The sequence below is a fragment of the Paenibacillus sp. UMB4589-SE434 genome (assembly GCF_030226685.1).
Taxonomy (GTDB): domain Bacteria; phylum Bacillota; class Bacilli; order Paenibacillales; family Paenibacillaceae; genus Paenibacillus_B.
The window spans coordinates 39,330-62,630 of record NZ_JASOYK010000005.1 but is presented as its reverse complement, the minus strand read 5'-3'; the positions used below and the strand labels follow the sequence as shown (position 1 = coordinate 62,630).

At 47.0% G+C, this 23,301-nt stretch carries 23 protein-coding genes; 19 read left to right on the top strand and 4 right to left on the bottom strand.

Features of this window, described 5'->3' with window-relative positions; translation table 11 throughout:
• Positions 1-12: 12 nt before the first annotated feature.
• The 6 genes from bioD (at position 13) to QP775_RS17740 (ending at position 5,539) form a co-directional block, all read left to right on the top strand.
• A complete protein-coding gene (gene bioD / locus QP775_RS17765; RefSeq protein WP_285108069.1) occupies positions 13-780 on the top strand; it encodes a dethiobiotin synthase in 768 nt (255 codons plus the stop codon).
• Positions 781-873: 93 nt separating this feature from the next.
• A complete protein-coding gene (gene bioB / locus QP775_RS17760; RefSeq protein ID WP_285108067.1) occupies positions 874-1,878 on the top strand; it encodes a biotin synthase BioB in 1,005 nt (334 codons plus the stop codon).
• A complete protein-coding gene (locus QP775_RS17755; protein WP_285108064.1) occupies positions 1,866-3,140 on the top strand; it encodes an aminotransferase class I/II-fold pyridoxal phosphate-dependent enzyme in 1,275 nt (424 codons plus the stop codon). The genes bioB and QP775_RS17755 overlap by 13 nt, the downstream gene beginning before the upstream one ends.
• On the top strand, positions 3,112-4,218 hold the full coding sequence (locus tag QP775_RS17750; RefSeq protein WP_285108062.1) for an alpha/beta fold hydrolase: 1,107 nt from the start codon (positions 3,112-3,114) through the stop codon (positions 4,216-4,218). Before QP775_RS17755 ends, QP775_RS17750 begins: the two co-directional genes overlap by 29 nt.
• Positions 4,187-5,215 carry a methyltransferase gene (locus tag QP775_RS17745; protein WP_285108060.1) on the top strand — a complete coding sequence of 343 codons (1,029 nt, stop codon included), beginning with the start codon at positions 4,187-4,189 and terminating at the stop codon, positions 5,213-5,215. Before QP775_RS17750 ends, QP775_RS17745 begins: the two co-directional genes overlap by 32 nt.
• A 75-nt stretch (positions 5,216-5,290) precedes the next feature.
• Positions 5,291-5,539 carry a hypothetical protein gene (locus QP775_RS17740; RefSeq protein ID WP_285108058.1) on the top strand — a complete coding sequence of 83 codons (249 nt, stop codon included), beginning with the start codon at positions 5,291-5,293 and terminating at the stop codon, positions 5,537-5,539.
• A gap of 48 nt (positions 5,540-5,587) precedes the next feature.
• Here QP775_RS17740 and pfkB read toward each other — a convergent pair whose 3' ends face one another.
• Together pfkB and QP775_RS17730 are read right to left on the bottom strand one after the other, a co-directional pair.
• Positions 5,588-6,523: a 1-phosphofructokinase gene (pfkB, locus tag QP775_RS17735; RefSeq protein WP_285108056.1), complete on the bottom strand. Its 936-nt coding sequence runs from the start codon at positions 6,521-6,523 to the stop codon at positions 5,588-5,590.
• Between the two features lie 186 nt (positions 6,524-6,709).
• Positions 6,710-7,588 carry a class II fructose-bisphosphate aldolase gene (locus tag QP775_RS17730; protein ID WP_285108053.1) on the bottom strand — a complete coding sequence of 293 codons (879 nt, stop codon included), beginning with the start codon at positions 7,586-7,588 and terminating at the stop codon, positions 6,710-6,712.
• 92 nt (positions 7,589-7,680) lie between these two features.
• Here QP775_RS17730 and QP775_RS17725 point away from each other — a divergent pair, with 92 nt between their 5' ends.
• From QP775_RS17725 to QP775_RS17685, 9 genes are all read left to right on the top strand, one after another.
• Entirely contained in the window at positions 7,681-8,736 is a 1,056-nt protein-coding gene (locus QP775_RS17725) for an SIS domain-containing protein (RefSeq protein ID WP_285108051.1), read from the top strand.
• 43 nt (positions 8,737-8,779) lie between these two features.
• Entirely contained in the window at positions 8,780-9,565 is a 786-nt protein-coding gene (locus QP775_RS17720; RefSeq protein ID WP_285108049.1) for a DeoR/GlpR family DNA-binding transcription regulator, read from the top strand.
• 274 nt (positions 9,566-9,839) lie between these two features.
• Positions 9,840-10,046 carry a hypothetical protein gene (locus QP775_RS17715; RefSeq protein ID WP_285108047.1) on the top strand — a complete coding sequence of 69 codons (207 nt, stop codon included), beginning with the start codon at positions 9,840-9,842 and terminating at the stop codon, positions 10,044-10,046.
• A 792-nt stretch (positions 10,047-10,838) separates the two neighbouring features.
• Positions 10,839-11,321 carry a PTS sugar transporter subunit IIA gene (locus tag QP775_RS17710; protein WP_239329287.1) on the top strand — a complete coding sequence of 161 codons (483 nt, stop codon included), beginning with the start codon at positions 10,839-10,841 and terminating at the stop codon, positions 11,319-11,321.
• A gap of 68 nt (positions 11,322-11,389) precedes the next feature.
• Positions 11,390-11,650, top strand: coding sequence for an HPr family phosphocarrier protein (locus QP775_RS17705; protein WP_239329286.1), 261 nt, complete (start codon positions 11,390-11,392; stop codon positions 11,648-11,650).
• 145 nt (positions 11,651-11,795) lie between these two features.
• On the top strand, positions 11,796-13,535 hold the full coding sequence (gene ptsP / locus QP775_RS17700) for a phosphoenolpyruvate--protein phosphotransferase (RefSeq protein WP_285108044.1): 1,740 nt from the start codon (positions 11,796-11,798) through the stop codon (positions 13,533-13,535).
• A gap of 257 nt (positions 13,536-13,792) precedes the next feature.
• Entirely contained in the window at positions 13,793-14,653 is an 861-nt protein-coding gene (locus tag QP775_RS17695; RefSeq protein WP_239329284.1) for a PRD domain-containing protein, read from the top strand.
• Between the two features lie 291 nt (positions 14,654-14,944).
• Positions 14,945-16,390: a PTS transporter subunit EIIC gene (locus QP775_RS17690; protein WP_239329283.1), complete on the top strand. Its 1,446-nt coding sequence runs from the start codon at positions 14,945-14,947 to the stop codon at positions 16,388-16,390.
• Between the two features lie 241 nt (positions 16,391-16,631).
• The gene (locus tag QP775_RS17685) at positions 16,632-16,808 is read left to right on the top strand and encodes a hypothetical protein (RefSeq protein ID WP_239329282.1); all 177 of its coding nucleotides are present in this window, start codon (positions 16,632-16,634) and stop codon (positions 16,806-16,808) included.
• Positions 16,809-17,012: 204 nt separating this feature from the next.
• On the opposite strand, the gene QP775_RS17680 is transcribed toward QP775_RS17685, so the two are convergent.
• A complete protein-coding gene (locus QP775_RS17680; protein WP_239329826.1) occupies positions 17,013-18,332 on the bottom strand; it encodes a glutamate-1-semialdehyde 2,1-aminomutase in 1,320 nt (439 codons plus the stop codon).
• Positions 18,333-18,626: 294 nt separating this feature from the next.
• A complete protein-coding gene (locus QP775_RS17675) occupies positions 18,627-19,619 on the bottom strand; it encodes an LCP family protein (protein ID WP_285108041.1) in 993 nt (330 codons plus the stop codon).
• Positions 19,620-19,849: 230 nt separating this feature from the next.
• On the opposite strand from QP775_RS17675, the gene QP775_RS17670 reads away from it, so the two are divergent.
• The 4 genes from QP775_RS17670 (at position 19,850) to bcp (ending at position 23,272) form a co-directional block, all read left to right on the top strand.
• Positions 19,850-21,049 (top strand): ABC transporter ATP-binding protein, encoded by a 1,200-nt coding sequence (locus QP775_RS17670; protein ID WP_285108317.1) that lies wholly within the window; start codon positions 19,850-19,852, stop codon positions 21,047-21,049.
• Complete coding sequence (locus QP775_RS17665; RefSeq protein WP_239329276.1) at positions 21,046-21,840, top strand: ABC transporter permease; 795 nt, start codon at positions 21,046-21,048, stop codon at positions 21,838-21,840. Before QP775_RS17670 ends, QP775_RS17665 begins: the two co-directional genes overlap by 4 nt.
• 6 nt (positions 21,841-21,846) lie before the next feature.
• Entirely contained in the window at positions 21,847-22,632 is a 786-nt protein-coding gene (locus QP775_RS17660; protein WP_239329275.1) for an ABC transporter permease, read from the top strand.
• 172 nt (positions 22,633-22,804) lie between these two features.
• A complete protein-coding gene (bcp, locus tag QP775_RS17655; RefSeq protein WP_239329274.1) occupies positions 22,805-23,272 on the top strand; it encodes a thioredoxin-dependent thiol peroxidase in 468 nt (155 codons plus the stop codon).
• Positions 23,273-23,301: the final 29 nt, after the last annotated feature.

The following is a 23,301-nucleotide window of genomic DNA, read 5'->3' as shown; positions in this document are numbered from 1 at the left end:
GTGGTGAAGTAAATGTCCGTCATAAAAGGGCGGCAGGATGGCCTTTTTGTTTCATCGACAGGAACGGAAATAGGCAAAACAATAGCTGTTTCTGGCATATCAGCGTGGTTTAAGGCTCATATGAAACGTCCTCCTCAAGTGTGGAAGCCCGTGCAAAGTGGGGTTCAGTTGGGAGATGTGATTGCAGATAGTTATCGATTGAAACATGGTGGGTGGTTAACGAATGTGCCGGAAAAGGAGATTGTATCGTCGACGTTCAGGGCTCCCTTAGCACCTATGGCTGCAGCGAGGCGTGAACAGTCAGCTATTTCCTATACCTCTTTGATAGAAGAAGGCAGAGTGCGCATGGGGCGAGAGGGGCCACTGCTTATTGAAGGCGCTGGTGGTGTTGCAGTACCTTTTACACCCAGCAAGACGATGGCGCACTTGGCTGCCGATCTGGGGCTGCCGATGCTGATTGTGGCAGCGCCGCTGCTGGGTACGATTAGTCATACCGTAACTGCCATTCATTATGCGCGTTATTGCGGGGTACAAAAAATTAAGATTGTGATAGGAGGAGTGACACCTCAGATCCGAGATGAAAGTCTACCTGATGTGAAGGAAAATGCAGCGATTATCGAAGAACTGACTGGTGTTCCTGTTTTGGGAATTATGCCGTGGCTGCCGCACCCAGTGACCTATTCTGAAGTAGAATGGCGCCTTTGGCGAGAAGAATGGGTTCAAGCTATGGAAGAACAGACCGTTTGGACGGACTGGCTAAGACAATGCTTGCGTACATAAATAGACATAAACATGATATCTGACGAATTTATCTTATGGAATGCTGTCTGGACAATGGCAGCAGTCTAACAACAAACAAGGAGGATGGTGGAGATGACAACTACAGCGGTTACAACAGTACACGACTGGGAGGCACTCGCCAAAAAAGCAATTGCAGGGGATATATTAACGAAGGAAGAAGCGCTTTCGGTAATTCGAGCTGAGGACAGGGAACTGCTTGCCATCATGGCTGCCGCGTATCAAGTGCGTCATCATTATTATGGAAACAAAGTGAAGCTCAATTTGATTATTAACGCGAAGAGCGGCTTGTGTCCAGAAGACTGTGGGTATTGCTCGCAATCCCGTATATCCGAGGCTCCTGTAACGAAGTATCCTTTATTGGAAAAAGAAGTGCTGGTAGATGGCGCACGTAAGGCAATGGACATGCAAGTAGGTACGTATTGTATTGTTGCCAGCGGTCGTGGTCCAACCCCGCGTGAGGTGGATCAAGTAGTAGCTGCTGTGGAGGAGATTAAATCGACGATGCCGATGAAGATTTGCGCCTGCCTAGGCATTTTGACAGATGAGCAGGCTGAGCGATTAAAGGCGGCAGGAGTTGACCGCTATAACCATAACCTTAATACAAGCGAAGATCATTATTCGCATATTACTTCTACTCATACCTATAATGATCGGATCGATACGGTTGAAATTGCAAAGCAAGCAGGAATGTCTCCTTGTTCTGGTGTCATTATAGGTATGGGCGAGACAGATGAACAGCTCGTACAAGTTGCGTTTGCCCTTCGCGAATTGGATGCTGATTCAATTCCCGTAAATTTTTTGAACCCGATCCCGGGTACCCCGCTTGCTAACTTGTCCAATTTGAGTCCTAGGCGCTGCCTGAAGGTACTTGCCTTATTCCGATTTGTGTGCCCCTCCAAAGAAATCAGAGCTTCCGGTGGCAGGGAAGTAAATCTGCGCTCAATGCAGGTAATGGCTTTATACGCAGCTAATTCGGTGTTTGTAGGAGACTATTTGACGACTGAGGGACAAGAGGCTTTGGCAGATTACGGAATGATAGAAGATTTGGGGTTTGAAATCGAACGATGCGCACTATAGATTGCTTTTATGCAGCACGGCAGGAGCGATATGCTTGGATGCAAGAGGAACTGGATGATTGGGATAATGGGAGTCGAATGCGTGTCCTGCAAGTGACACGTTGGTTGGAAAATGGCTGGATGGAGCGTGAAGGAAAACGGCTTTTCAATTTGGCGTCTAATCATTACCTCGGACTTTGCCCATGGCTGGACGAAGCGACTTTGATGAATGTGAAAACGGACTGCTTTGCGGCAGGCGAAGCGGGCGTGCGTATAGGTTCAGGTGCTTCACGGCTCGTTGTCGGACATGACCCTCTACATGCGGAGCTGGAACAGGATATGGCCAACTTTAAGCAAAGAGATCGGTGTCTCGTCTTTTCAAGCGGATATATGGCGAATGTAGGGGTTATCAGTGCGCTGGTTGGCAGGCATGATACTGTATTCAGTGATCGATTGAATCATGCAAGCCTTATCGACGGGGCAGTACTGAGCCGAGCCGAGCATATTCGTTATCCGCATCGTGACATGAATCGGTTGGAACATAGTCTTCGAAAATGGAGCGGTGATCGTGCAACACGGCATAAAGGGCTGATTGTGACGGATGGGATATTCAGCATGGATGGAACGGTTGCACCGCTTGAAGATCTAGTCGTCTTGGCAGAGCGGTACGGTACCATGCTTATGGTTGACGAGGCGCACAGCGGCGGCGTGTACGGCTTCGGCGGACGAGGGTTGTGTCACGCGGTTGGCGTTCATCAGCGCGTAGATGTGGTCATGGGCACGTTCGGCAAAGCCTTTGGTGCCTTTGGCGCCTATGTTGCAGCGGATGAGGTCTTAATTCGCTATCTGGTTAACCGTGCGCGCACACTGGTTTACAGCACTGGGCTGCCGCCGCTTATGGCGGCAATCGTACGTAGGCGGCTGCGCGAGGTACAGGCCGCCGACGAGGCGCGCGACCGGCTGGTACGCCATGCGGCGCTATTTCGGGCGCGGCTGCGCGCGGGCGGACTTCACACCGGCGCGGGCGACAGCCATATTGTGCCTGTGCTGCTTGGCAGCGACAGGCGTGCTGTCGCTGCGGGGCAAGCGTTGGCGGAGGCTGGCGTCGCTGGCATTGCCATTCGGCCGCCGACTGTGCCTGAAGGATCGGCGCGTATTCGTTTTGCGCCGATGGCATCGCATCAGGAGTCGGACTTAATCTGGGCTGCCGATCAGATCGTGCAGGTGGTTGGGAGCTTGAAGGAGGATGCGACTGATGAATCCAATGAAACCATGTTTCAGTGATGAGGATGAACAGGATCTTTGTCTGTGGATTCATGGCTGGGGAGTATCCGCGGATATTTGGCGGACTGCTGCGGAGTCGTTTCCTCATTTTGAACATCATTATATCTCGTTCCGTGACTGTCAAACGGTCGAGGAGATGATAGATGCAGTACGTCTGCTACCAGAGATTGCAGCAGCAGGCAGAAGCAGGCGGCGCTTTCATGTGATTGGCTGGTCCATGGGGGGCATGCTTGCAATTGATGCTTCCGTAGGGTGGCTGTCAAATCGAGCTCTAGGCCAGACGCAGAAACAAACTCAGAAACAGATTCAGAAACAGACTCAAAAACAGACTCAATATCAGATTAAAGAGCAGATTAAAGAGCAGATTCAAAACCAGGCTAGAAAAGTAATTGAAGCGCAACAAAACAGGACAACTAAGGACGTTGAAGTAATAAGCAGTTGTGTTGATTTTGCAGATTCAGCGATTGGAGATAAGGACAGAGCAAAAAGAAGCGCAGCAGATGAAAGTATGACAAATGCGGAACTAATTAGCGTGGTTCTGGTTGGTACCACGTTGAGCTTTGTGGACGATACAGGTGCAGCAGGCTGGCCGAAGCGGATTGTAGAAAGGATGCGTACACGGTTGCTGCAAGCACCCGAACCCGTGCTACACGATTTTCAGGCTAAGTTCTGGTCGGCGTCCGAGCGTGGGGGCGCCGACTTGCAGCCAGTGCCTGCGCTTAGCCGGCAGCCGCTGGCTGCAGCAGACTTTTCGCCAGCAGGCTTGAATGCAGGGTTAGCATATCTTCTGCAAGCAGATCTGCATGAAGCCTGGTCGCGGCTGCGCAGCACGGACATACCTGTGCTGTGGCTGCATGGTGCAGAAGACCCGTTATGTCCACTGCGTGCACAGGAGCGTGCTGCAGCATACCGAGGGCGCGGTAAGCTGGCCATTCGTGTCATCGCTTCAGCTGGCCACGCACCGTTTTTGACAGCGCGGGACCGTTGGAATCAGGAACTGAATGCGTGGTTCCAACATCTGAGCGTGGGAAAGGAGGGCGCGCAGCATGAAACTACACCAGCTTTTTCCGACCAATAAGGATCAAGCTCCATCTGCCATGGACCTCTTACGTAATGATGTGGCCCCACATGTTACTGTCATTGATAAGCGACTCGTGAAGCGACGCTTTGATCGCCACGCCCATGAGTATGATAAGTACATAGATATACAGCGTGATATGATTCGGCTACTGTTGGATAATCCTGTCATGCGAGCATATATTGAGCTGCATCAGAGGAAATTCGAGCAATTACAAGCACCAGCAGCAATTCTGGATATCGGCTGCGGTACGGGCTCGCTGACGGCAGCTATACTTGGAGCGCTGCCACGGTCCACTATTTCGTTATTGGACTTATCTCCTAACATGCTTCAGCAGGCTGTTGCTAAGATTACGAGTCTGGCGGGCCAAGATTGTATAAAAGACATTGTAGCAGCTGATGCGGAGTTATGGCTGATGGAGAATGCCTACTTGCGGTATGATTTGATCCTTTCGAGCGCTGCATTCCAATGGTTTAATGCGCCTCAGCGCACTCTGCTGGCAGCCAGTAAAAGCTTGCATCCTGGAGGTCTGTTGGCTTTTACGACATTTTTGCCTGGAACATTGCAAGAATTACACGATTGTTGTGCAGCTGCTGACCAGTATTGCCAATATGAACATACCGCACGTGGCCAAAATTACCCTGACGGTAGCAGTTGGACACGTTGGCTAGATGAGGCATGTGTCAATATGCCAGTTACTTCTACAGAAGGTGTATCTATAGTGAGGGGATCGGCGGCATCGCAGTTATTACAGACTCGGTACTGGTGGTCTGAACATGAGCTTACATATAGGTATCCTAACGTTGAAACACTATTACAGCATATAAGGCGGGTCGGAGCAGGCAATTCACTTGCGTCACAGAGCATGCCTGTGAGCAAGAAGTGGCTGCATGCTTTAAAACATGAATATCTCAAACGATATCGATGTGGAGCGGTGGAAGAGATTCAGGCGACCTACCGGGTTGCAGTCGGATGTGTTCATGCCTTGAGCAATTAAACTTGGGGCTAGCCTTTATTGGTTTAAGATTTGATCATTCTGGTTAATGTAATGAGATGAATGATGGCTGGAAGCATGGCATACCGAGGTGATGATGTGGGAAAGTCAACACGTAAAGAAATCAGCGTAGATACAGAGCGATATGAAGTCCGCTGCGCTGGAGACACGTATCGATCCAAGACATTGGATTGGGCAAGGCAGTATGCGGTCAGAATATGCATTCCCAACGGCTTGCCTTTTGTGATTTGGGACCGTGAGCTGGATATTGCTGTTATTGAAGTGCAATTAACATCACGCTCAATAAGCGAATATTTATCCACGTAAATAAAAAATATGCCGTCTGCACCAGGGTGCATGACGGCTCTTTGCGATTTATCCCTCAATCAGTGTAACCTCTACCTGCTTCATCAACGAACCGATGTCTTCCAGACGTACTAGACCTGCTGCTGGCATGAGTGCGTTGGCAGTACCGCAAGCAGCCCCCATGCGAAGCTGATCAATCGGCGGCAGCCCGCGCTTATCGGCAACTACAATACCTGCAAGCATCGAATCACCACAGCCAACCGTATTAACGACATCCACCTTGGGTATTGTCACGCGGTAGATACGATGATTAAGGCCTGCGATGGCTCCTTGTCCACCTAGTGAAACGACTACGTTTAAGACCCCTTGCTCCATTAAACGAGCGATTGCCTCGATTAATGAATGTTCATCTGCGGTTGTTCCACCGGTTAGTCTTAGCACCTCGTGCTCGTTAGGCTTAATCAGAAGTGGCTTCGCCTCAACTCCCGCAAGAAGCGCATCTCCGCTTGCGTCCAGTACCGGTACGGCGCCCGCATCTTGAATAAGCTTAATACAGTTTGCATAGAAGGTCGGATGGCAGCCTTGCGGCAAGCTTCCTGACAGAATAACATGGCTGGAACGTCGTGCCAGCATGCTAATCTTGGTCTTCATCGCTTCCTGTGTAGATTCATTTAGCACGGGTCCCTGTTCCAGCAATTCCGTCTGAGTACCGGACAACGGATCAATAACATTGAGACAAATCCGAGATTCTCCATCAACAGAGATAAAGTCATGGTTAATTCCTTCTTGGAATAGCTGCTCTTGAATAAACATCCCATTGTATCCAGCTACAATTCCGCTTGCTGTCACGTCTTCTTTCAGCGTTCGGATCACACGTGCGACATTAATTCCTTTGCCGCCAGCGCAAGCGTGCATATTTTGAATACGGTAAAGCTGGTTAGGTTGAAACTGAGAGGTCACATAAGTCTTGTCGATTGCCGCATTCATCGTTACGGTCGTAATCATCCGTATACTCCCCCAACTTTCTGCTATCCAGCACAGTAAGAGATGGGAACGAGCCGAATCGCCACCATCATCGAAGTGCTATCATAATAAGTGAAGAAAGACTTTCCAACGACATATGCCGAAAGCTGGAAAGTCTATCTCCATCATCTATTTATTATATCGTCGAATCAAGTAAAAGTTTTAAGCTTACGTAGCTGTCAACATGAACTCTGCCTTACCGCCGCAGCCTGCCATTGCGATCTTCTCTTTCGCGAGTGCTTTCACAGCTGCTTTGGCGGGAACTATATATTTGCGCGGATCATTCTCGTCTGGGTTGGCATCAAATACGGCTTTAATTGCATTGGAGAACGCAATCCTGAGTTCTGTAGCGACGTTCATCTTCGACATGCCTAATTTTACGCAGCGCTTTACTTGTTCTTCGGGGATACCAGATCCCCCGTGCAGCACAAGTGGAACACTGACGATACGCTGAATCTCTTCCAAACGTCCAAAGGCGATATGGGGCTCACCTTTATAAATGCCATGTGCTGTTCCTATTGCAGGAGCGAGGGTAGGTACCCCGGTCTCTTCGACAAAGCGTAGACATTCTTCTGGTACCGCTAAACGGGCATCCTCATCTTCCACCACAATGTCGTCTTCCACACCGCCTACTTTGCCCAATTCAGCCTCAACATTGACGCCTGCAGCTTGTGCGACTTTGACAACCTCCAGCGTGCGGCGCACGTTGTCTTCATAGGGATGCATGGATGCATCGATCATGACGGATGTGTATCCAGCGCGGATGCATTTAACAATTAAGGAGTAGTCAGTGCAGTGATCAAGGTGAAGGGAAATAGGAATGTTGGCGAGCTTGGCGGCAGTCTGGGCTGCTGCAACGATGTATTCAGGTCCAAGGTGTTTGACGGTTCCGACAGTTGTCTGCAAAATGAGCGGAGCGCTCATTTCCTCAGCTGCATCTACGACAGCCTGCAGCATCTCCAATGTATGAACGTTAAAAGCGGTGATAGCAAAACGTTGTTCCCTGGCTGCTTGGAGCATAACGGTGGAACTGATGAGATGACCCATAATTGCATATCCTCCTACAATATAATGATTGAAATAATCAAAATAATGACTTATAATTTCATTAACATGATTATAAAGGAGGCTCTTTATCCATGTCAAACGTGAATATGCATACGTATAACGAGATTTGTGCTCAAAGTGAAGCATTGCATGCAGCTTGGGAGCAGCTTAGAAACCAACAAGATTGGCTGAGAAAATATATTGGAAATACGCAGTTTGAGCAGGTCATATTTATCGGCTCTGGATCATCGTGGTATCAGGCAATGACAATGGCAGCTGCTTATCGTGCTTGGACGGGGCGCCCCGCAGCTGCGCACCCTTCATCGGACCTGTTTTTGTTCCGCAATCAGACGGTTACATCTGCACTAAACACCTTATTGGTTGGTGTATCAAGATCCGGTGAGTCTCATGAAGTCATTTTGGCTTTGGAATCGGTACAAGACTTAACGAACTGGACGACTTGCGGCATTACGTGTTACACGGACAGTAAAATGGCCAAAATGACGGAGTGCCTGGTGTCACCGCTTGGACAGGAGAAAAGTACAGTGATGACCAAATCGCTCAGCAGCATGACCTTTATGATGCAGGCTGCGATTGCACAGGCTTATGGTCATCATCAAGCCATACAACAGTTAGAAGCAATCCTGCAGTCTAATGAATCCATCGTTACAAAGGCAGACAAGGCTGCCCGCAAATGGGTGGAATCCAATTCGTTTACGAAGACTATCTATTTAGGGATGGGTTCTATGTATGGTTTGGCACTGGAGGCTTGTCTGAAGCTGAAAGAAATGACATATACATGGACCGAAGCCTACGGTACGCTGGAGTTTCGTCATGGTCCCAAGTCGATTGTGGATGCAGATACACAAGTAATCTTGCTGTTATCTGAGCAGGCTCGTGATTATGAATTAAAAGTTGCCAAAGAAATGAAGCAGTACGGAGCAAGTATAGTCCTTGTTGCTGCGCGTGAAGGCGAAGAAACACAATTTGCAGACTGTGTGATGAATATCGGTCATGCTGAACTGATGGATGATGCAAGGTCTGTGTTGTATTTGCCATTTGTGCAGTACAATGGATATTATACAGCAGTTGCACGCGGATTGAACCCGGATGATCCTCGCAACTTGACTCAATTTGTATCTATTTAAATAAAGAATCGACGCAAGACCAGAATAGGAGAGAACAGGAAGAATGAATGACTCGATGTCTAAGGGCGAGCTCCGCCGTCATCAGATCATGCAAGAGTTGAAGCAGCATGGTCGTATTTCAATTGCAGAGATCATAGAGCAATTTGATTGCTCCGAGGCGACGGCAAGACGAGACTTGGACCTGTTAGAGCGTAACGGTGAGCTTATCCGTACAATTGGCGGCGCATTATATGAAGGCGGCAGCTCTGTTCGGGAAGTGACATTTCAGGAAAAAAAGAACATGCTCTGGCTGGAGAAAGAAGCTATTGCAAAACGTGCTGTTGACTATATTGAAGAAGGCGACAGTATCTGCTTAACTGGTGGCACAACCACTTATTTGATTGCCAAGCTGTTGAAACAGCGGCAGGGGATTACGGTTGTAACTAATGCGGTTAATATTGCGATGGAACTTTCGGACAGTGAGGGCCTGCAAGTTGTTGTGATTGGTGGTGTGATGCGCAACAATTCGTTTGAGCTGTGTGGGCCGCTTGCGGAGCGGACGATCGAGCATTTAAATATTGAGAAGTTGTTTATGGGGATAGATGGATTCTCGATTACAAAAGGGATTACAACTTATTCTGAGCTTGAAGCACAAACCGCACGTATGCTGATGCGTCAGGCTGAAGCTACTTATGCGGTATTTGACCATACGAAAGTTGGGCGCGCCTCCTTATTTTCAGTTGCAGGCGTGGGGGAGTTAACAGGAGTTGTTACAGATCGTGCTTTGTCGGAAGAAATGAACACGAAGCTGATGAAGGATGGTGTAGAGGTAGCTTACGCGATACTGTGATGATCATGATGTGCGATGGTGTAAATAATTGAATAAGTAATAGAATGATTAACATCATTAATAACTAAATAAATCATCGAACAAAAGTATACCCTTTAAAATGAAGGAAGATTATTTTGGGTATTTAGAGTACTATAATCCCGTACTATATGTAGATAGATGGACTTGTAACGGATTACCCAAGAGAAACAACGAAGCAAAACTATGTTAACCGGGGAGAGAACTCTCCGGTTATTTGCATTCGCATGAACTGAATTACGAAATATATGTTGAGTTGAGTTACGGATCGTATGATGAAGTGTGTGACGAGTTGAGTTGCGAATCATATGATGAACGGTATAACGAGTTGAGTTACGGACCGTATGACGAACAGTATAACGAGTGGGGTTACGAATCATATGATGAAGTGTATGACGAGTTGAGTTACGAATCATATGATGAAGTGTATGACGAGTTGAATTATGAATCATATGACGAATAGTATGACGAGTTGAGTTACGGATCGTATGCTGAAGCGTATGATGAGTTAAGTTGCGAATCATATGACGAGTCGGATTAGAATTAGGATTCATTGAACTGTGGCTTATGCTGCTACGAGAGTAAGGCGGGTAATCATGCTTATTTCCTACTAATGAGGAGATAATGTGGTACTTAAGCTGGAATACCAGTCTTAATTATAGCTGCCTATCGATTTACAGCGCATATAGCGCATATATTGAAGCAAATGAAGCACATAAGACGGAAATGTGGCCTTATACTATGAATTACTGCGACAATTTCAGTGAATAAGCCTAATAATCGGCCTTAAGTTGATCTATTTGATAAGTTAGGAACCTACCTGTATGTGTCTAAATTGCAACAGTGAGAGGATAAAAGCCAATAAATATCGTTAGCATCTGAATCCCATTTCGCTTCAAGTGCGTAATACAGGGTAATGAATCGTATGAATTGCACGCAACAGGAGCATCTTAAGAGTACGGAAAGTCCGCACTGCTGTTGTGTAACTTAGCACATACTGGCAATACATCTGTAGCCGCCTTGCTCGCTTGCATCCGCCGATTCAGCATGTTAGAATGAGTGATGAATTTTACACTGCAAGATAGCGTGTTACTAGTACGACTAGGCATGAGCTAAGCGGCTGTTCACGGAGTGAACCGCATGCTTCAGCGCATGCCTTTTTTGATTTTGTTGTGTAGCCGCAGAAGAGAGCTTGAGGACAACATCAGATACAGCATCGCGGACAATAATATGGACTGATCGAGGAGGAATTCTCATGTTTGGATTTGGGAAAAAGAAAAAATCGATTTCAATTACAGCACCTATTACAGGTAAAGTAGTACCATTGGAGCAAGTTCCAGACCCGGCTTTTGCTCAAAAAATTATCGGTGACGGCATTGCGATCGAGCCTGAACAAGGCAGCCTGGTTGCACCTTTCGACGGACACGTTATTCATTTGATCGACACGCATCACTCCCTGGTGCTCGGACATGAGTCCGGCCTGGAATTACTCGTTCATATCGGGGTAAACACAGTTTCACTGCAAGGCAAACCGTTCACAACCTATGTGAAATCAGGTGACAAAGTTAAAAAAGGCGACAAACTGATTGATTTTGATATCGCCCAAATTAAAGAAGCAGGATTGCCTGTCATCACACCGATCATTGTTGCTAACGGCGATATTGTAGCTGAACTGAAAGTAAACCAAGGTCAAGCAACAGCCAACTCATCTGAATTGATGGAGATCATCTTAAAATAAATTAACCTGCGTTAATGATGCAGAAGCATTTGGATTCACATTTTACTAAAGAACAGGAGCAAACGAAAATGGAAAAACAATTTACAATTAAGAACCCACAAGGTATTCACGCGCGTCCGGCTGGCGCTATCATGAAGAAAGCAAGCGAATTCGCTAATGCGCAAATTTCCTTGGAATTTAACGGACGTAAAGTGAGCGCTAAAAGTATTACTGGCGTGTTGACACTAGGTATGAAAGCGGGCGATTCCGTTACCGTTATTACAGACGGTGAGCAAGCTGCAGAAGCGCTTGAAGCTGTTGGCAGCATCATAGAGTCTGTACTTGATTAATTGATTTTCGATTCAATCAGACGGGGAAAGAAGAACTAAGTCCTTGTTCGTTAATATTAATAGTCATCAATTTCAATACAGAGATAAGAAACCTTACTATACACGCGTTATGTATTATATCTTCTAAAGGAGTGGAGAAACCGACATGCAACTTAAAGGGATCGCAGCAGCATCTGGCTATGCAATTGGACCGGCATTTATTATGCAAGAGCAAACAACTGTAGTTGAACGCAAGCAGATTCCAGCAGCAGATGTGGACGCGGAAGCGACACGTTTGCAACAGGCTGTTAATCAAGCAATGGCGGAATTAGAGCAGATCAAGGAAGATACTGCAGCGAAGCTTGGCGAGCACCATGCGGAGATCTTTGCGACGCATATTTTAGTGCTTCAAGATGAGGAATTTATCGGGCAAGCAATTGTAAAGGTACGTTCGGAAGCTGTGAATGCTGAATATGCATTACAGGAAGTGACCCAACAATTGGTCGATATATTTACAAGTATGGACAATGAGTATATGCGCGAGCGTGCATCTGATTTCCGTGATGTAAGCCAACGTGTTCTCAGTGTGTTGACGGGTAAGCGATCCGCATCGCTGAACGATTTTCATGAAGCAGTTGTCCTGTTTGCTCATGACTTGACGCCGTCTGATACCGCAACACTTGATCGCAGTAAAGTGGCTGGCTTCGCTACCAATATTGGCGGGCGCACATCGCACTCTGCCATTATGGCTCGTTCCATGGAGATCCCTGCTGTTGTCGGTCTTCAATCCGCTACCAATACGGTAAAAGACGGAGATATGATTATTCTGGACGGCGCACAAGGGATGATTCTGGTAAATCCGGATGCAGACACCTTGTCGACGTATGAACAGAAGAAAGCCAAGTTTGAGAAGCGACAAGAAGAAATGAAGCTGTACAAAGACAAGCCTTCAATCACGGCTGATGGTCATGAAGTAGAGCTCGTTGCCAATATCGGCAATCCGCAGGATGCGCTTGGCGCCCGCAACAACGGTGCTGAGGGCGTTGGCTTGTTCCGTACGGAATTCCTTTATATGGGGCGCGATAGCTTCCCGACCGAAGAAGAGCAGTATCATAGCTATTCGACAGTAGTCGAAACGCTTGGAACTGATAAGCCAGTTGTCATCCGTACGTTGGATATAGGTGGCGACAAAGAGCTGCCTTATCTGGAACTGCCAAAGGAAATGAATCCTTTCTTAGGCTACCGTGCTATTCGTATCTGTCTGGATCGTAAGGATCTGTTTAAGACACAACTACGGGCTATTCTGCGTGCAAGTGCACACGGCAACATCAAGCTGATGTATCCGATGATCTCAACGCTTGCTGAGCTGCGCGCAGCTAATGAGATTCTGAAGGAAACTCAAGAAGAGCTTGATGCCGAAGGGATTGCTTACAACAAAAAAATGGAGGTTGGCATGATGATCGAGGTACCAGCTGCCGCTATTATTGCGGATCAGTTGGCTAAGGAAGTTGACTTCTTCTCGATCGGCACAAACGACCTTGTTCAATATACGATGGCTGCAGATCGCATGAATGAGAAAGTGTCCCATCTGACACAGCCATTTAACCCAGCTGTGCTTCGCTTGATTCGTATGGTTATTGACGCGGCACATAAGGAAGGCAAATGGGCCGGCATGTGTGGCGAGATGGCCGGAAACTTGACAGCCATTCCAGTCTTGCTAGGTCTTGGCCTGGATGAGTTCAGCATGAGCGCAAGTTCTGTCTTGCCTGCGCGTGTTTTGATCAATCGTTTGAATCGCGATGAGCTTAAGCAGTTGGCAGAAGAGGCATTGATGATGGAACATGAAGAAGATATCCAACGTCTCGTTTACGATCGCGTACCTGCGGTTCAAGAATTGATGCTGTAGCACATATAGAAGGAAGGGCACAAATAGGCCCTTCCTCTATCACGTTTCTGACGATATATAATTTAAAATTGAGTAGTTCGAAATTGTTATTTTAGGGAAGTAGCTATATTTGGACAGGAAACTAAATATAATTATATTATGAGTTGACTTTCGAAAATGCTTGACTTAAAATGGGGTTACGTTTCGGCTGAACGCTAAGAAGCGAAAACGTTTCCACAACCAACTTCTCTTTGCATTACTCATGAGGAAGGAGCTTTATGTTGTCGGGCGAGCGTCGCTTTGAGATTATACGTGCATTAAGCAACAATGTCGTATTGGCAAACGATGTGTGGTCGAACAAAGAAACTATTCTCATGGGCAAGGGAATCGGGTTTGGTGCGAAGCCGAGCGCTTCCATAGAGCATTCCGATGCTCGCATTGAGAAGAAGTTCTCGCTGGCAAGTGAACAGCATTTATCACAGTATCAGATGATTCTGGAACAGATAGACGCCGAGGTTATTATGGTGTCCGAGCGAATTATTTCCTTGGTATCCGAACAACTGACTCCCGATCTGAACGAGCACATTCATCTGGCTCTTCCAAGCCATATTGAATATGCATTGTACCGAATCCGAAATGATATTTCGATAGAGAATCCGTTTCTTTGGGAAATACGCACGTTGAATCCTAAGGAGTATGAAGTAGCAACCCAAGCAGCCGAATTAATCGGGTCTGCATTTGGAGTTGTTATCCCGGAAGACGAGATCGGCTTCCTGACCATTCATATTCAATCTGCTGTTGCTCATGTTCCAGTAGGCAATGTGGTGCAGTACAATCACTTGCTGAAGGAGCTGGTCGTTCTTATAGAAGACCGACGAGGCAGTAAGATTCCTAAGGATAGTATCGATTACTTGAGGTTAATAACCCATTTACGATTTGCGATTGAGCGGATTCGTCAAGGTGAGCATTCACGTAATCCATTTCGGGATAAGCTGATGGATATGGTGCCGTATGAATTTGGAGTAGCGAAGGAATGCGGGGCATTAATGGCGAAGACGTTGAATATGAATGTATCAGACGATGAGGTCGCATACATTGCTATGCACCTGTACCGATTGTTTCAGAAGGACTTTGAATAATTCCACGTTACAAGCGTGTTACTAGTACGACTAGGCATGAGCTTGCGGGAATGTGTGACCTTTATCTATTACGGGTAAAGGTAATTACACACATGCTGCAGGCTCATGCTTTTTTTGTTCTGATACAAGAAGTAACCGCTTAATCAAGGAGCTGTTCTCAGACCTCGACGGTCTCATCACTAAAAAGTGTTAACGCTTTAATTTTCATCCCTAACGGTGATGATAGGTTATCGAATAATTCTTTAACCTTTTATCCATACTTTATTTATTCACATGAAGGAGGAACATGTCATGCTAGCCTTTTTGCAAAAAATTGGTCGAGCATTGATGCTTCCGGTAGCAACTCTTCCGGCAGCGGCAATTTTACTTCGATTCGGCGCTATTGACTACGTGAAAGATTTTCACATGGGCGCTGCAGGCGAGTTTTTGAATCAGTATGTAGCTCCATTTTTATTTGCAGGTGGGGATACCATCTTTAAACAATTACCGCTCATATTTGCAGTAGCCATTGCAATAGGATTAGCGGGAGATGCAGTTGCTGCATTAGCGGCTGTGCTTGCTCATATCATTCTTATGAAAATATTGGAGATCACTCCTGGTATTTTCAGTTTCATTCCAGATGACTTGAAATTGGATATGGGTGTACTAGGCGGTATACTAGCAGGATGTTTGGCTGCCTTTATGTACAACAGGTATCATAATATCAAGATGCCTGATTGGCTAGGGTTCTTTGGTGGAAAACGATTTGTTCCGATGGTAACATCCGTTTCGATTATTATTATAGGTCTTGCCTTTGCGATTGTTTGGGGTCCAGTACAACAAGCTATCGATTCATTTGGTAACTGGGTTGTTGGTTTAGGGGCAATTGGCTCTGGTGGCTTTATGGTGGCTAACCGCTTGCTTATTCCAACGGGATTGCATCATATCCTTAACAACATTGCTTGGTTCCAACTCGGTACATTTACAGACGCCGCTGGCGAGGTTGTGAAGGGTGATATTACTCGTTTCTTCGCAGGAGACAAGTCAGCTGGTATGTTTATGACAGGTTTCTTCCCGATCATGATGTTTGCTCTGCCTGGCGCGGCACTTGCCATTATTCACACTGCACGTCCTGAAAAACGCAAAGCTGTAGCATCGATCTTTATGGGAGTTGCATTTGCTTCATTCTTGACAGGTGTAACGGAACCAATTGAGTTTGCGTTTATGTTTGCAGCTCCAGTATTGTTCGTGGTGCATGCTGTGTTGGCCGGTGCCTCTGGCGTAATTACAGCACTGTTGGGTATCAAGCACGGCTTTGGTTTCTCGGCTGGATTCATCGACTATGCGCTGAACTTCCCGCTTGCGACTAAGCCATTGTGGCTCATTCCAATCGGTATTGCATACTTCGTTGTTTATTACTTCTTATTCCGCTTCCTTATCGTGAAGCTGAACCTGAAGACACCTGGACGCGAAGTAGAGACAGAGGAGTCTAATGCGGCAACAGCTGGTGCAGCTAATAGCACCCTCAAAGAAAAAGCTGTTAAGGTATTAGAAAATATCGGCGGCAAAGATAACATCATTACAAACGAAGCTTGTATTACTCGTCTTCGTCTGACGCTGAAAGATGATAGCTTGGTTAACGAGTCTGGTTTGAAAGCGTTGGGGGCAGCAGGTATTATGCGATTGGGCAAAGGTAACGTACAAGTTGTATTCGGTACCCAGTCTGAGCTGCTAAAAGAAGAAATTAAGAAACTCTAACTTTAAGCGTGTCATAGCTTAGCTAATAGAACACTCCGCAATGGGTCTGTTATTCAGTTGGATAACAGACACCCATTGCGGGGTGTTTTTGTATAGGTCGTTCATTTCACATGTAAAATCAAAACAATATTGAGTCTAATGACTCATGTCGTTATAATTAGAATGGTAGAGTATTCCTATATCTATTTTTCAAAAGATACATAATCAAGGACATTCATGTGCGGACGGGGGAGTCGGAAGCATGCTGAAGTACCGCCTGATTGTATGGTGTAATTGTATAGGGGCTTTGCTGTTTATCGCGTGCAGCTTAATTATAGACCTGAAGCAAGTATGGCAGGTGATCGTAAGCTGGCTGATGGGAGCCGCTTGTATTACGGTAGCTGTGTACTACACAGACAAGATGAACAAGGATAGTTGATATCTGTAATGAGGGGCAATCATTGCTTTTAGAATGGATTGGGCTTGATGCAGACATGTACTGCTTAAAAGGATTGCAACAATGCGGCATAAAGAGAAATTGCAACTAACTGTTATCGTTATCCCCAACTTAAATACCCCCGTACTCGCTTAATGCGATACGGGGGTATTGTTGTGTGACTGATACGTGGCAATAACGATGAAGCTAGCTTTGTGCCATACGACGGAAGCTTTCGTGCGAAGCTTCAATCGTCTTGGTGATATCCTCATCGGTATGCGCAGTTGTGAGGAACCAAGCTTCGTATTTGGACGGAGCCAAATTGATTCCTTGATTCAGCATGTGGCGGAAGTAAGCGGCAAACGCTTCTGTATCCGTGTCTTGAGCATGCTCATAATTGGTAACCGGGTGGTTACAGAAGTGCGTCGAGAAGGAGCCGCGAATTCGGTTAATCGTCAGCGGAATCCCGTATCGATCAGCACCTTCTTGGATGCCTGCAGTCAAGCGGATTGAGAGCTCTTCCATACGCTCGTAAACGCCTTCGCCCTGCAGTACTTCCAAACAAGCAATACCTGCAGCGATTGAGGCCGGATTGCCTGCCATTGTGCCTGCCTGATAAGCAGGACCGAGCGGTGCGACTTGTTCCATAACGTGCTTGCGTCCACCGTAGGCACCGATTGGCAGTCCTCCGCCAATAATTTTGCCTAGTGCGGTCAAGTCAGGCTCGATAGCTGCATGATCAGGGAACACACGATAGGTCTGTGTCGAACCGTAATGGAAGCGGAAGGCGCTGATGACTTCATCGTAAATGACCAATGCGCCGTATTCGCGTGTAAGCTTGCATAGTCCTTCAAGATAGCCTTCATGTGGCATAACCATACCAAAGTTGCCGACAATTGGCTCGACCATAACGGCAGCCACGTCCTCTCCCCAATGCTCCAGTGCAGCCTTGAGGCTGTCGAGATCGTTAAATGGCACCGTAATGACTTCCTGCGCGATGCTGGCAGGAATGCCGGCACTATCCGGTATACCTAGTGTCGACGGACCGGAGCCGGCCGCCACAAGTACAAGATCCGAATGGCCGTGGTAACAGCCGGCGAACTTAATAATCTTGTTGCGCTTTGTATAGGCACGGGCTACACGAATTGTTGTCATGACCGCTTCGGTACCCGAGTTGACGAAGCGGACTTTGTCCATAGAAGGGATAGCGGATTTGAGCATCCGCGCCAGTTGAATTTCTAGCTCAGTAGGCGTGCCATACAGCGTGCCATTCTCAGCGGCTTTTGTGATCGCTTGTGTAATGTGCGGATGGGCATGACCGGTAATAATCGGACCGTATGCTGCGAGATAATCAATATAGGTATTGCCGTCCACATCCCAGAAATGAGCGCCTTGCGCGCGTTTCATAAATACAGGCGCACCACCGCCTACTGCTTTAAATGAGCGGGAAGGGCTGTTCACCCCACCTACGATATGTTCGAGCGCTTCTTCGTATAATTGTGCGGAGCGTTCGCGAGGTTGCATCATCATGTTTCTCCATCTCCTTATTGTGGTCGTCGAACGATTGACTTTTTTAGCCTGCAAACCAGAGTCTGATAGGCTGTAATGCGCTGATCATACAAGTAACGTCTTACCATGCGTATGTAGTCTTTGAACACGACGAGCCTGTAATATTCGCACTGTCAGTATACTTCTGAATGGCTAACTGCCTTGTTCGTCCATATGTCCGTAAAGAATGGCATATATATAAAGCCATGTTCAACGAGTAAAGTTGTTATAGGTTATGTCAGAGGTGTCCCGTTATCAAGAGATATGCTGCTGTTAGTGAGGAGCAGCAGAGGTCGCAGGATCATTCTCTTTAAGCAACTGCCTAATGTACATCCGCAGTTCCTCTTCGCTCTTTACGCCTAACACAGCGGCGTTATGGATACGCTTCTCCACTAATAACTCCGTCGGTGGAAGCTGCTGACTGGGCCCCACATTGATTTGCATTCCAAGCATGCCGAGCTTGATCATGTCGTCAGCTGTTAAGTTGGTCTCCACGTAAGGCGACATTTTGTGGATCAAATTCGGGAGTGTCAAAATCGACCAAGCGGATTTCATCTTCTGGGCGACTGCACCCAGCATTTCACGCTGACGCTTCGTGCGCGAATAATCGGACAACGCATCGTGTCGGAAACGGACATATTGGAGCGCGCTGCTGCCATCAAGCAGCTGCTTGCCTTTTTTGAGATGAATATCGTACTGGTGTTTATCTGCTTTGCTTGTATAGTCCATATCTTTTTCGACGTCCATCTCAATGCCTCCCATGGCATCGATAAGCGCAATAAAGCCTTCAAAGTCGGTATAGACGTAATATTGAATATCGAGACCTGTCCATTTGCCGATCGTCTGCATCACAAGATTGGGACCGCCTGCCTGAAGCACGGTATTGGCGCGATCTTGCCCCATGTTCGGAATATCGATGACGGCATCTCGCATGACAGACATAAGCTGGGCTTGCTTCGTTAACGGATTAATGGAAGCGATAATCATGGAATCGGTACGCGGACTTTCCGTTTTCTGAAGACCACGCGTATCCGCACCCAACAGCAAAATGTTAACTCGCTCTTCGCCTTCCCACTTTGGCGGCTCAGGAGCAGGCTTCGTTCCCATTGTGGCGACGCTTGACGCCGGAAATCGCGTGTGCTGTTGATCCTTGCTCAGGCTATTCAAGCTATCATAGAGCCACCAAGCATACGAACCTGCACCCGCAACGAGTATCAAGGTAAAGGTGAGCAAAAGCATTTTCCACTTCTTATAGATCCATCTCATGTTATAGTCTCCGTCCTTTCCGCAGTCGGAAATAAGGAAGCGGGTACCAGATGTCGGTTCCGATGCATTCATACCAGGTCGATATCATGATATATTAGACATTGTGGGTTAACCCCATAACCATATCTCTCCTATTATACGAGGTTTAATCCTCGATTATCAATGAAATGGGTATATTGACGGAAGAGAATTGGCAAGACAATAAGGGGAGAAAGGTGGATACGAATCAAATGAACGCAATCGAAGTGGAACTGCTGCGCAAGACGTTTCAGGTGCAGCGGAACCGTGAGGGCTTAAAGGGTGCTTTTAAGGATCTATTTAAGCGCGAATATAACGAAGTAGCTGCCGTAAAAGATATCTCGTTTACGATACCCCAAGGAGAAATATGTGGGTATATCGGAGAGAATGGAGCAGGAAAATCAACAACGATCAAGATGCTTACGGGCATACTGGTACCTACGTCGGGATCAATCCATGTGCAGGGATACGTGCCTCATAAGGAACGAGAGGCTTTTGTGAAGCATATTGGTGTTGTTTTCGGACAGCGCAGCCAGTTGTGGTGGGACATCGGTGTGATCGAGTCATTCCGCTTGCTGCGCAAAGTGTATCGAGTATCCGAAGAAGACTTTAAGCGTAGATTGGATGAATTGATCGAGAGGCTTCAATTGCAGGAGCTGCTGCATCGACCTGTACGCAAACTCAGCCTCGGGCAGCGAATGCGCTGCGAGCTTGTAGCGGCACTGCTGCATCAACCAGATGTATTGTTTCTGGATGAGCCTACAATCGGCCTTGATATTGTTGTGAAGACTGAAATTCGGGAATTTCTACTGCATTTGAACCGGGAATACGGCACAACGATTCTATTGACAACACACGATCTGCAAGATATCGAGGCCTTATGCTCGCGGGTTATTATGTTGGATGACGGAAATATCATCTATGATGGCGGATTGGATACGTTAAAGGCGACATGGGGCAAAGGAAGAGAAGTAAGACTGGAGTTTGCAAAGCCGATGACAGCTGATATGCTTACGGCGCTGACTACAGGCATGGCGGTGAATTGGGAGCAGACCTCCAGCTTGCAGGCCAGCGTATTTGTGCCAACGGACAGCAACGTATCGGATGTCATCGCACGGATCGTTAGTCAGACCGCAATTAGCGATCTGAGTATTCACGAGACGAACACAGATGATATTGTTCGTGAGATCTACAAGACAGGTTCTGCCAGCGCACCTGCCATTGAGATGCTGCAGCAGTCGGCGACAGCCGCTGCACAGGCGGCAGAAGCGTCATTGGAGTCCACTAAGTCGGTGACAGCAGCATTATCACAACCGCTGGAGTCAAGCCCTGCGACTGCACAATTGGATCAAGAGAAAGTGAAGGATGAATCGGCCACTGCAAAAGCCAAAGCGGGAGCTGGTGAGTCATGATTAGCACTTATGTGGAACTGATTCGGATGCGTTTCCTGACGATGCTCGCCTACAGAGTGAACTATTATTCCGGTATTTTAATCTACACGCTTAACATCGGTGTGTATTATTTTACGTGGCAGGCGATATACGGAGGACAAGGAACTTTGGCGGGCTTCACTGCTGATCAGATGACCACTTATATTGCTGTTTCTTGGATGGCACGGGCGTTTTATTTTAACAATCTGGATCGTGAAATTGCAGGCGAGATCCGGGACGGCAGCGTAGCGATTCAATTTATAAGACCCTACAACTACATTGTCGTAAAAATGATGCAAGGTCTTGGAGAGGGATGCTTCCGGCTGCTGTTGTTTATGACACCTGGCTTAGTCATTGCGTGTTTGTTGTTCCCTGTCAAGCTGCCTCATGATCCAAAGTTATGGGTTACATTTGCGTGGATGCTGTTTATGAGCTTCCTGATTAATTCGCAGATTAATATTATTACTGGACTTTCCGCTTTCTTTATTGAAAACAATGAAGGAATGATGCGTATGAAGCGGGTTGTGGTCGATCTGTTTTCTGGCGTTATTGTTCCGATTTCATTTTTCCCGGGTTGGCTGAAGGGGCTGAATGAATGGCTGCCTTTCCAAGCTATAACGTATCTGCCGAGCTCAGTCTTCACAGGGCGTGTCCCAGATGGAGACATATTAGGAGTCATGGCGGTACAAGTGATCTGGCTGGTCATTCTTACGATACCGATTATTATGCTGTGGCGCTCGGCCCGCCATCGTTTGTTCGTGCAAGGGGGGTAGACGGCGATGTATTATATGGGACTTGTGGGAGAATATTTGAAAAATTACGCCAAAACGCGTCTGACCTATCGGGCAGACTTCTGGATCGAGGTCTTGTCGGATTTACTCTTTCAGGCGACTAACTTGATCTTTATCTTTGTAGTCTTTATGCACACGCCGACGCTTGCTGGCTGGACACGAGATGAGATGGTGTTTGTATATGGTTACTTTATGATTCCCTACGGTTTGTTTATTTGCTTCTTTAATCTGTGGGGGTTCAGTGAACGTTATATTGTCAAAGGCGAGATGGATCGCATTCTAACGCGGCCTGCTTATAACCTGTTTCAGATCCTGCTCGAAAATGTGGACCCGCCCGCAGTCATCGGTTCCTTTATCGGAACGCTGATGATGGGCATTTGTTGGGTGCGGCTTGATCTGCCCTTCGGACTCCTTGAGGTAGGGGTGCTCCTTGTGATGATTGTCGGATCGGTTATGATCTATTTTGGCATATACATTGCGCTTACCTCCATCTCTTTCTATTCAGATGCACCGACGGGCATTTTGCCGCTTGTGTATAATATTCAGAGCTATGGCCGTTATCCGATGACCATCTATAACCGTTTCATTCAGGTGCTGTTGACGTGGATACTGCCATTTGCTTTTGTAGGTATTATCCCAGCTTCTTATTTTATAACCGGCAAAGGGATGAAGCAGTTGGCACTGTATACGCCGCTGGTTGGGATTGTCGCATTTGCAATAGGATTAACGCTATGGAATATAGGAATCAAAAAATACCGTGGTGCAGGTTCTTAGTTGGTAATGTTTCTGCGGGAAAAGGGGATGTCTGTCATGTCTATTGGCATGGGGCATCCTCTTGTTTTGCTGCTTTTGTTTCGATTATTGGTCGCAAAGATTTACATATGTTAAGCTAAGGGGACTTCATCCGTATTACATAGGAAATGATAGGAAATGAGAGGTGCTGACGATGTCAGAGACTTTGCAAATAGGACACCTTGTCCCGGACTTCAACCTGCCAGGCTCTTACGGACAAGATGTAAGCTTAAGTCATTATCGGGGACGGAAGGTCGTCTTGTATTTTTATCCGAAGGATAACACGCCGGCCTGTACGCAGGAGTCCTGTGATTTCCGCGACTTTCATGGCGACTTTGAGAAATGGAATACTACTATTATCGGAATTAGCCCTGATCCGTTGAAATCGCATGCCAAATTTGCTGCCAAGCATGAACTGCCGTTTCTGTTGCTGTCTGACGAGGATCATCAGGTGGCTGAACAATTTGGTGTGTGGCAATTAAAGAAGTTGTACGGCAAGGAGTACTTCGGGATTGTCCGCTCCACGTTTCTAATTGACGAAGATGGCAAGCTGAAGCAAGCATGGCGCAATGTAAAAGTTAAGGGGCATACACAGGCGGTATTGGAGGCTGTTCAAGGATAAGAATGCTTCCCTGGACTTGCTTGATCAGA

Bases quoted from the DNA above. Each gene is read 5' to 3' on its own strand.
- QP775_RS17675 (WP_285108041.1), bottom strand. From the start codon at position 19,619: ATGAGATGGATCTATAAGAAGTGGAAAATGCTTTTGCTCACCTTTACC.
- QP775_RS17720 (WP_285108049.1), top strand. From the start codon at position 8,780: ATGAATGACTCGATGTCTAAGGGCGAGCTCCGCCGTCATCAGATCATG.
- bcp (WP_239329274.1), top strand. From the start codon at position 22,805: ATGTCAGAGACTTTGCAAATAGGACACCTTGTCCCGGACTTCAACCTG.
- QP775_RS17690 (WP_239329283.1), top strand. From the start codon at position 14,945: ATGCTAGCCTTTTTGCAAAAAATTGGTCGAGCATTGATGCTTCCGGTA.
- QP775_RS17725 (WP_285108051.1), top strand. From the start codon at position 7,681: ATGTCAAACGTGAATATGCATACGTATAACGAGATTTGTGCTCAAAGT.
- QP775_RS17670 (WP_285108317.1), top strand. From the start codon at position 19,850: ATGAACGCAATCGAAGTGGAACTGCTGCGCAAGACGTTTCAGGTGCAG.
- bioD (WP_285108069.1), top strand. From the start codon at position 13: ATGTCCGTCATAAAAGGGCGGCAGGATGGCCTTTTTGTTTCATCGACA.
- QP775_RS17740 (WP_285108058.1), top strand. From the start codon at position 5,291: ATGGCATACCGAGGTGATGATGTGGGAAAGTCAACACGTAAAGAAATC.
- bioB (WP_285108067.1), top strand. From the start codon at position 874: ATGACAACTACAGCGGTTACAACAGTACACGACTGGGAGGCACTCGCC.
- QP775_RS17680 (WP_239329826.1), bottom strand. From the start codon at position 18,332: ATGATGCAACCTCGCGAACGCTCCGCACAATTATACGAAGAAGCGCTC.
- QP775_RS17745 (WP_285108060.1), top strand. From the start codon at position 4,187: ATGAAACTACACCAGCTTTTTCCGACCAATAAGGATCAAGCTCCATCT.
- QP775_RS17730 (WP_285108053.1), bottom strand. From the start codon at position 7,588: ATGGGTCATCTCATCAGTTCCACCGTTATGCTCCAAGCAGCCAGGGAA.
- QP775_RS17710 (WP_239329287.1), top strand. From the start codon at position 10,839: ATGTTTGGATTTGGGAAAAAGAAAAAATCGATTTCAATTACAGCACCT.
- QP775_RS17685 (WP_239329282.1), top strand. From the start codon at position 16,632: ATGCTGAAGTACCGCCTGATTGTATGGTGTAATTGTATAGGGGCTTTG.
- QP775_RS17695 (WP_239329284.1), top strand. From the start codon at position 13,793: ATGTTGTCGGGCGAGCGTCGCTTTGAGATTATACGTGCATTAAGCAAC.
- QP775_RS17750 (WP_285108062.1), top strand. From the start codon at position 3,112: ATGAATCCAATGAAACCATGTTTCAGTGATGAGGATGAACAGGATCTT.
- ptsP (WP_285108044.1), top strand. From the start codon at position 11,796: ATGCAACTTAAAGGGATCGCAGCAGCATCTGGCTATGCAATTGGACCG.
- QP775_RS17755 (WP_285108064.1), top strand. From the start codon at position 1,866: ATGCGCACTATAGATTGCTTTTATGCAGCACGGCAGGAGCGATATGCT.
- QP775_RS17660 (WP_239329275.1), top strand. From the start codon at position 21,847: ATGTATTATATGGGACTTGTGGGAGAATATTTGAAAAATTACGCCAAA.
- pfkB (WP_285108056.1), bottom strand. From the start codon at position 6,523: ATGATTACGACCGTAACGATGAATGCGGCAATCGACAAGACTTATGTG.
- QP775_RS17665 (WP_239329276.1), top strand. From the start codon at position 21,046: ATGATTAGCACTTATGTGGAACTGATTCGGATGCGTTTCCTGACGATG.
- QP775_RS17705 (WP_239329286.1), top strand. From the start codon at position 11,390: ATGGAAAAACAATTTACAATTAAGAACCCACAAGGTATTCACGCGCGT.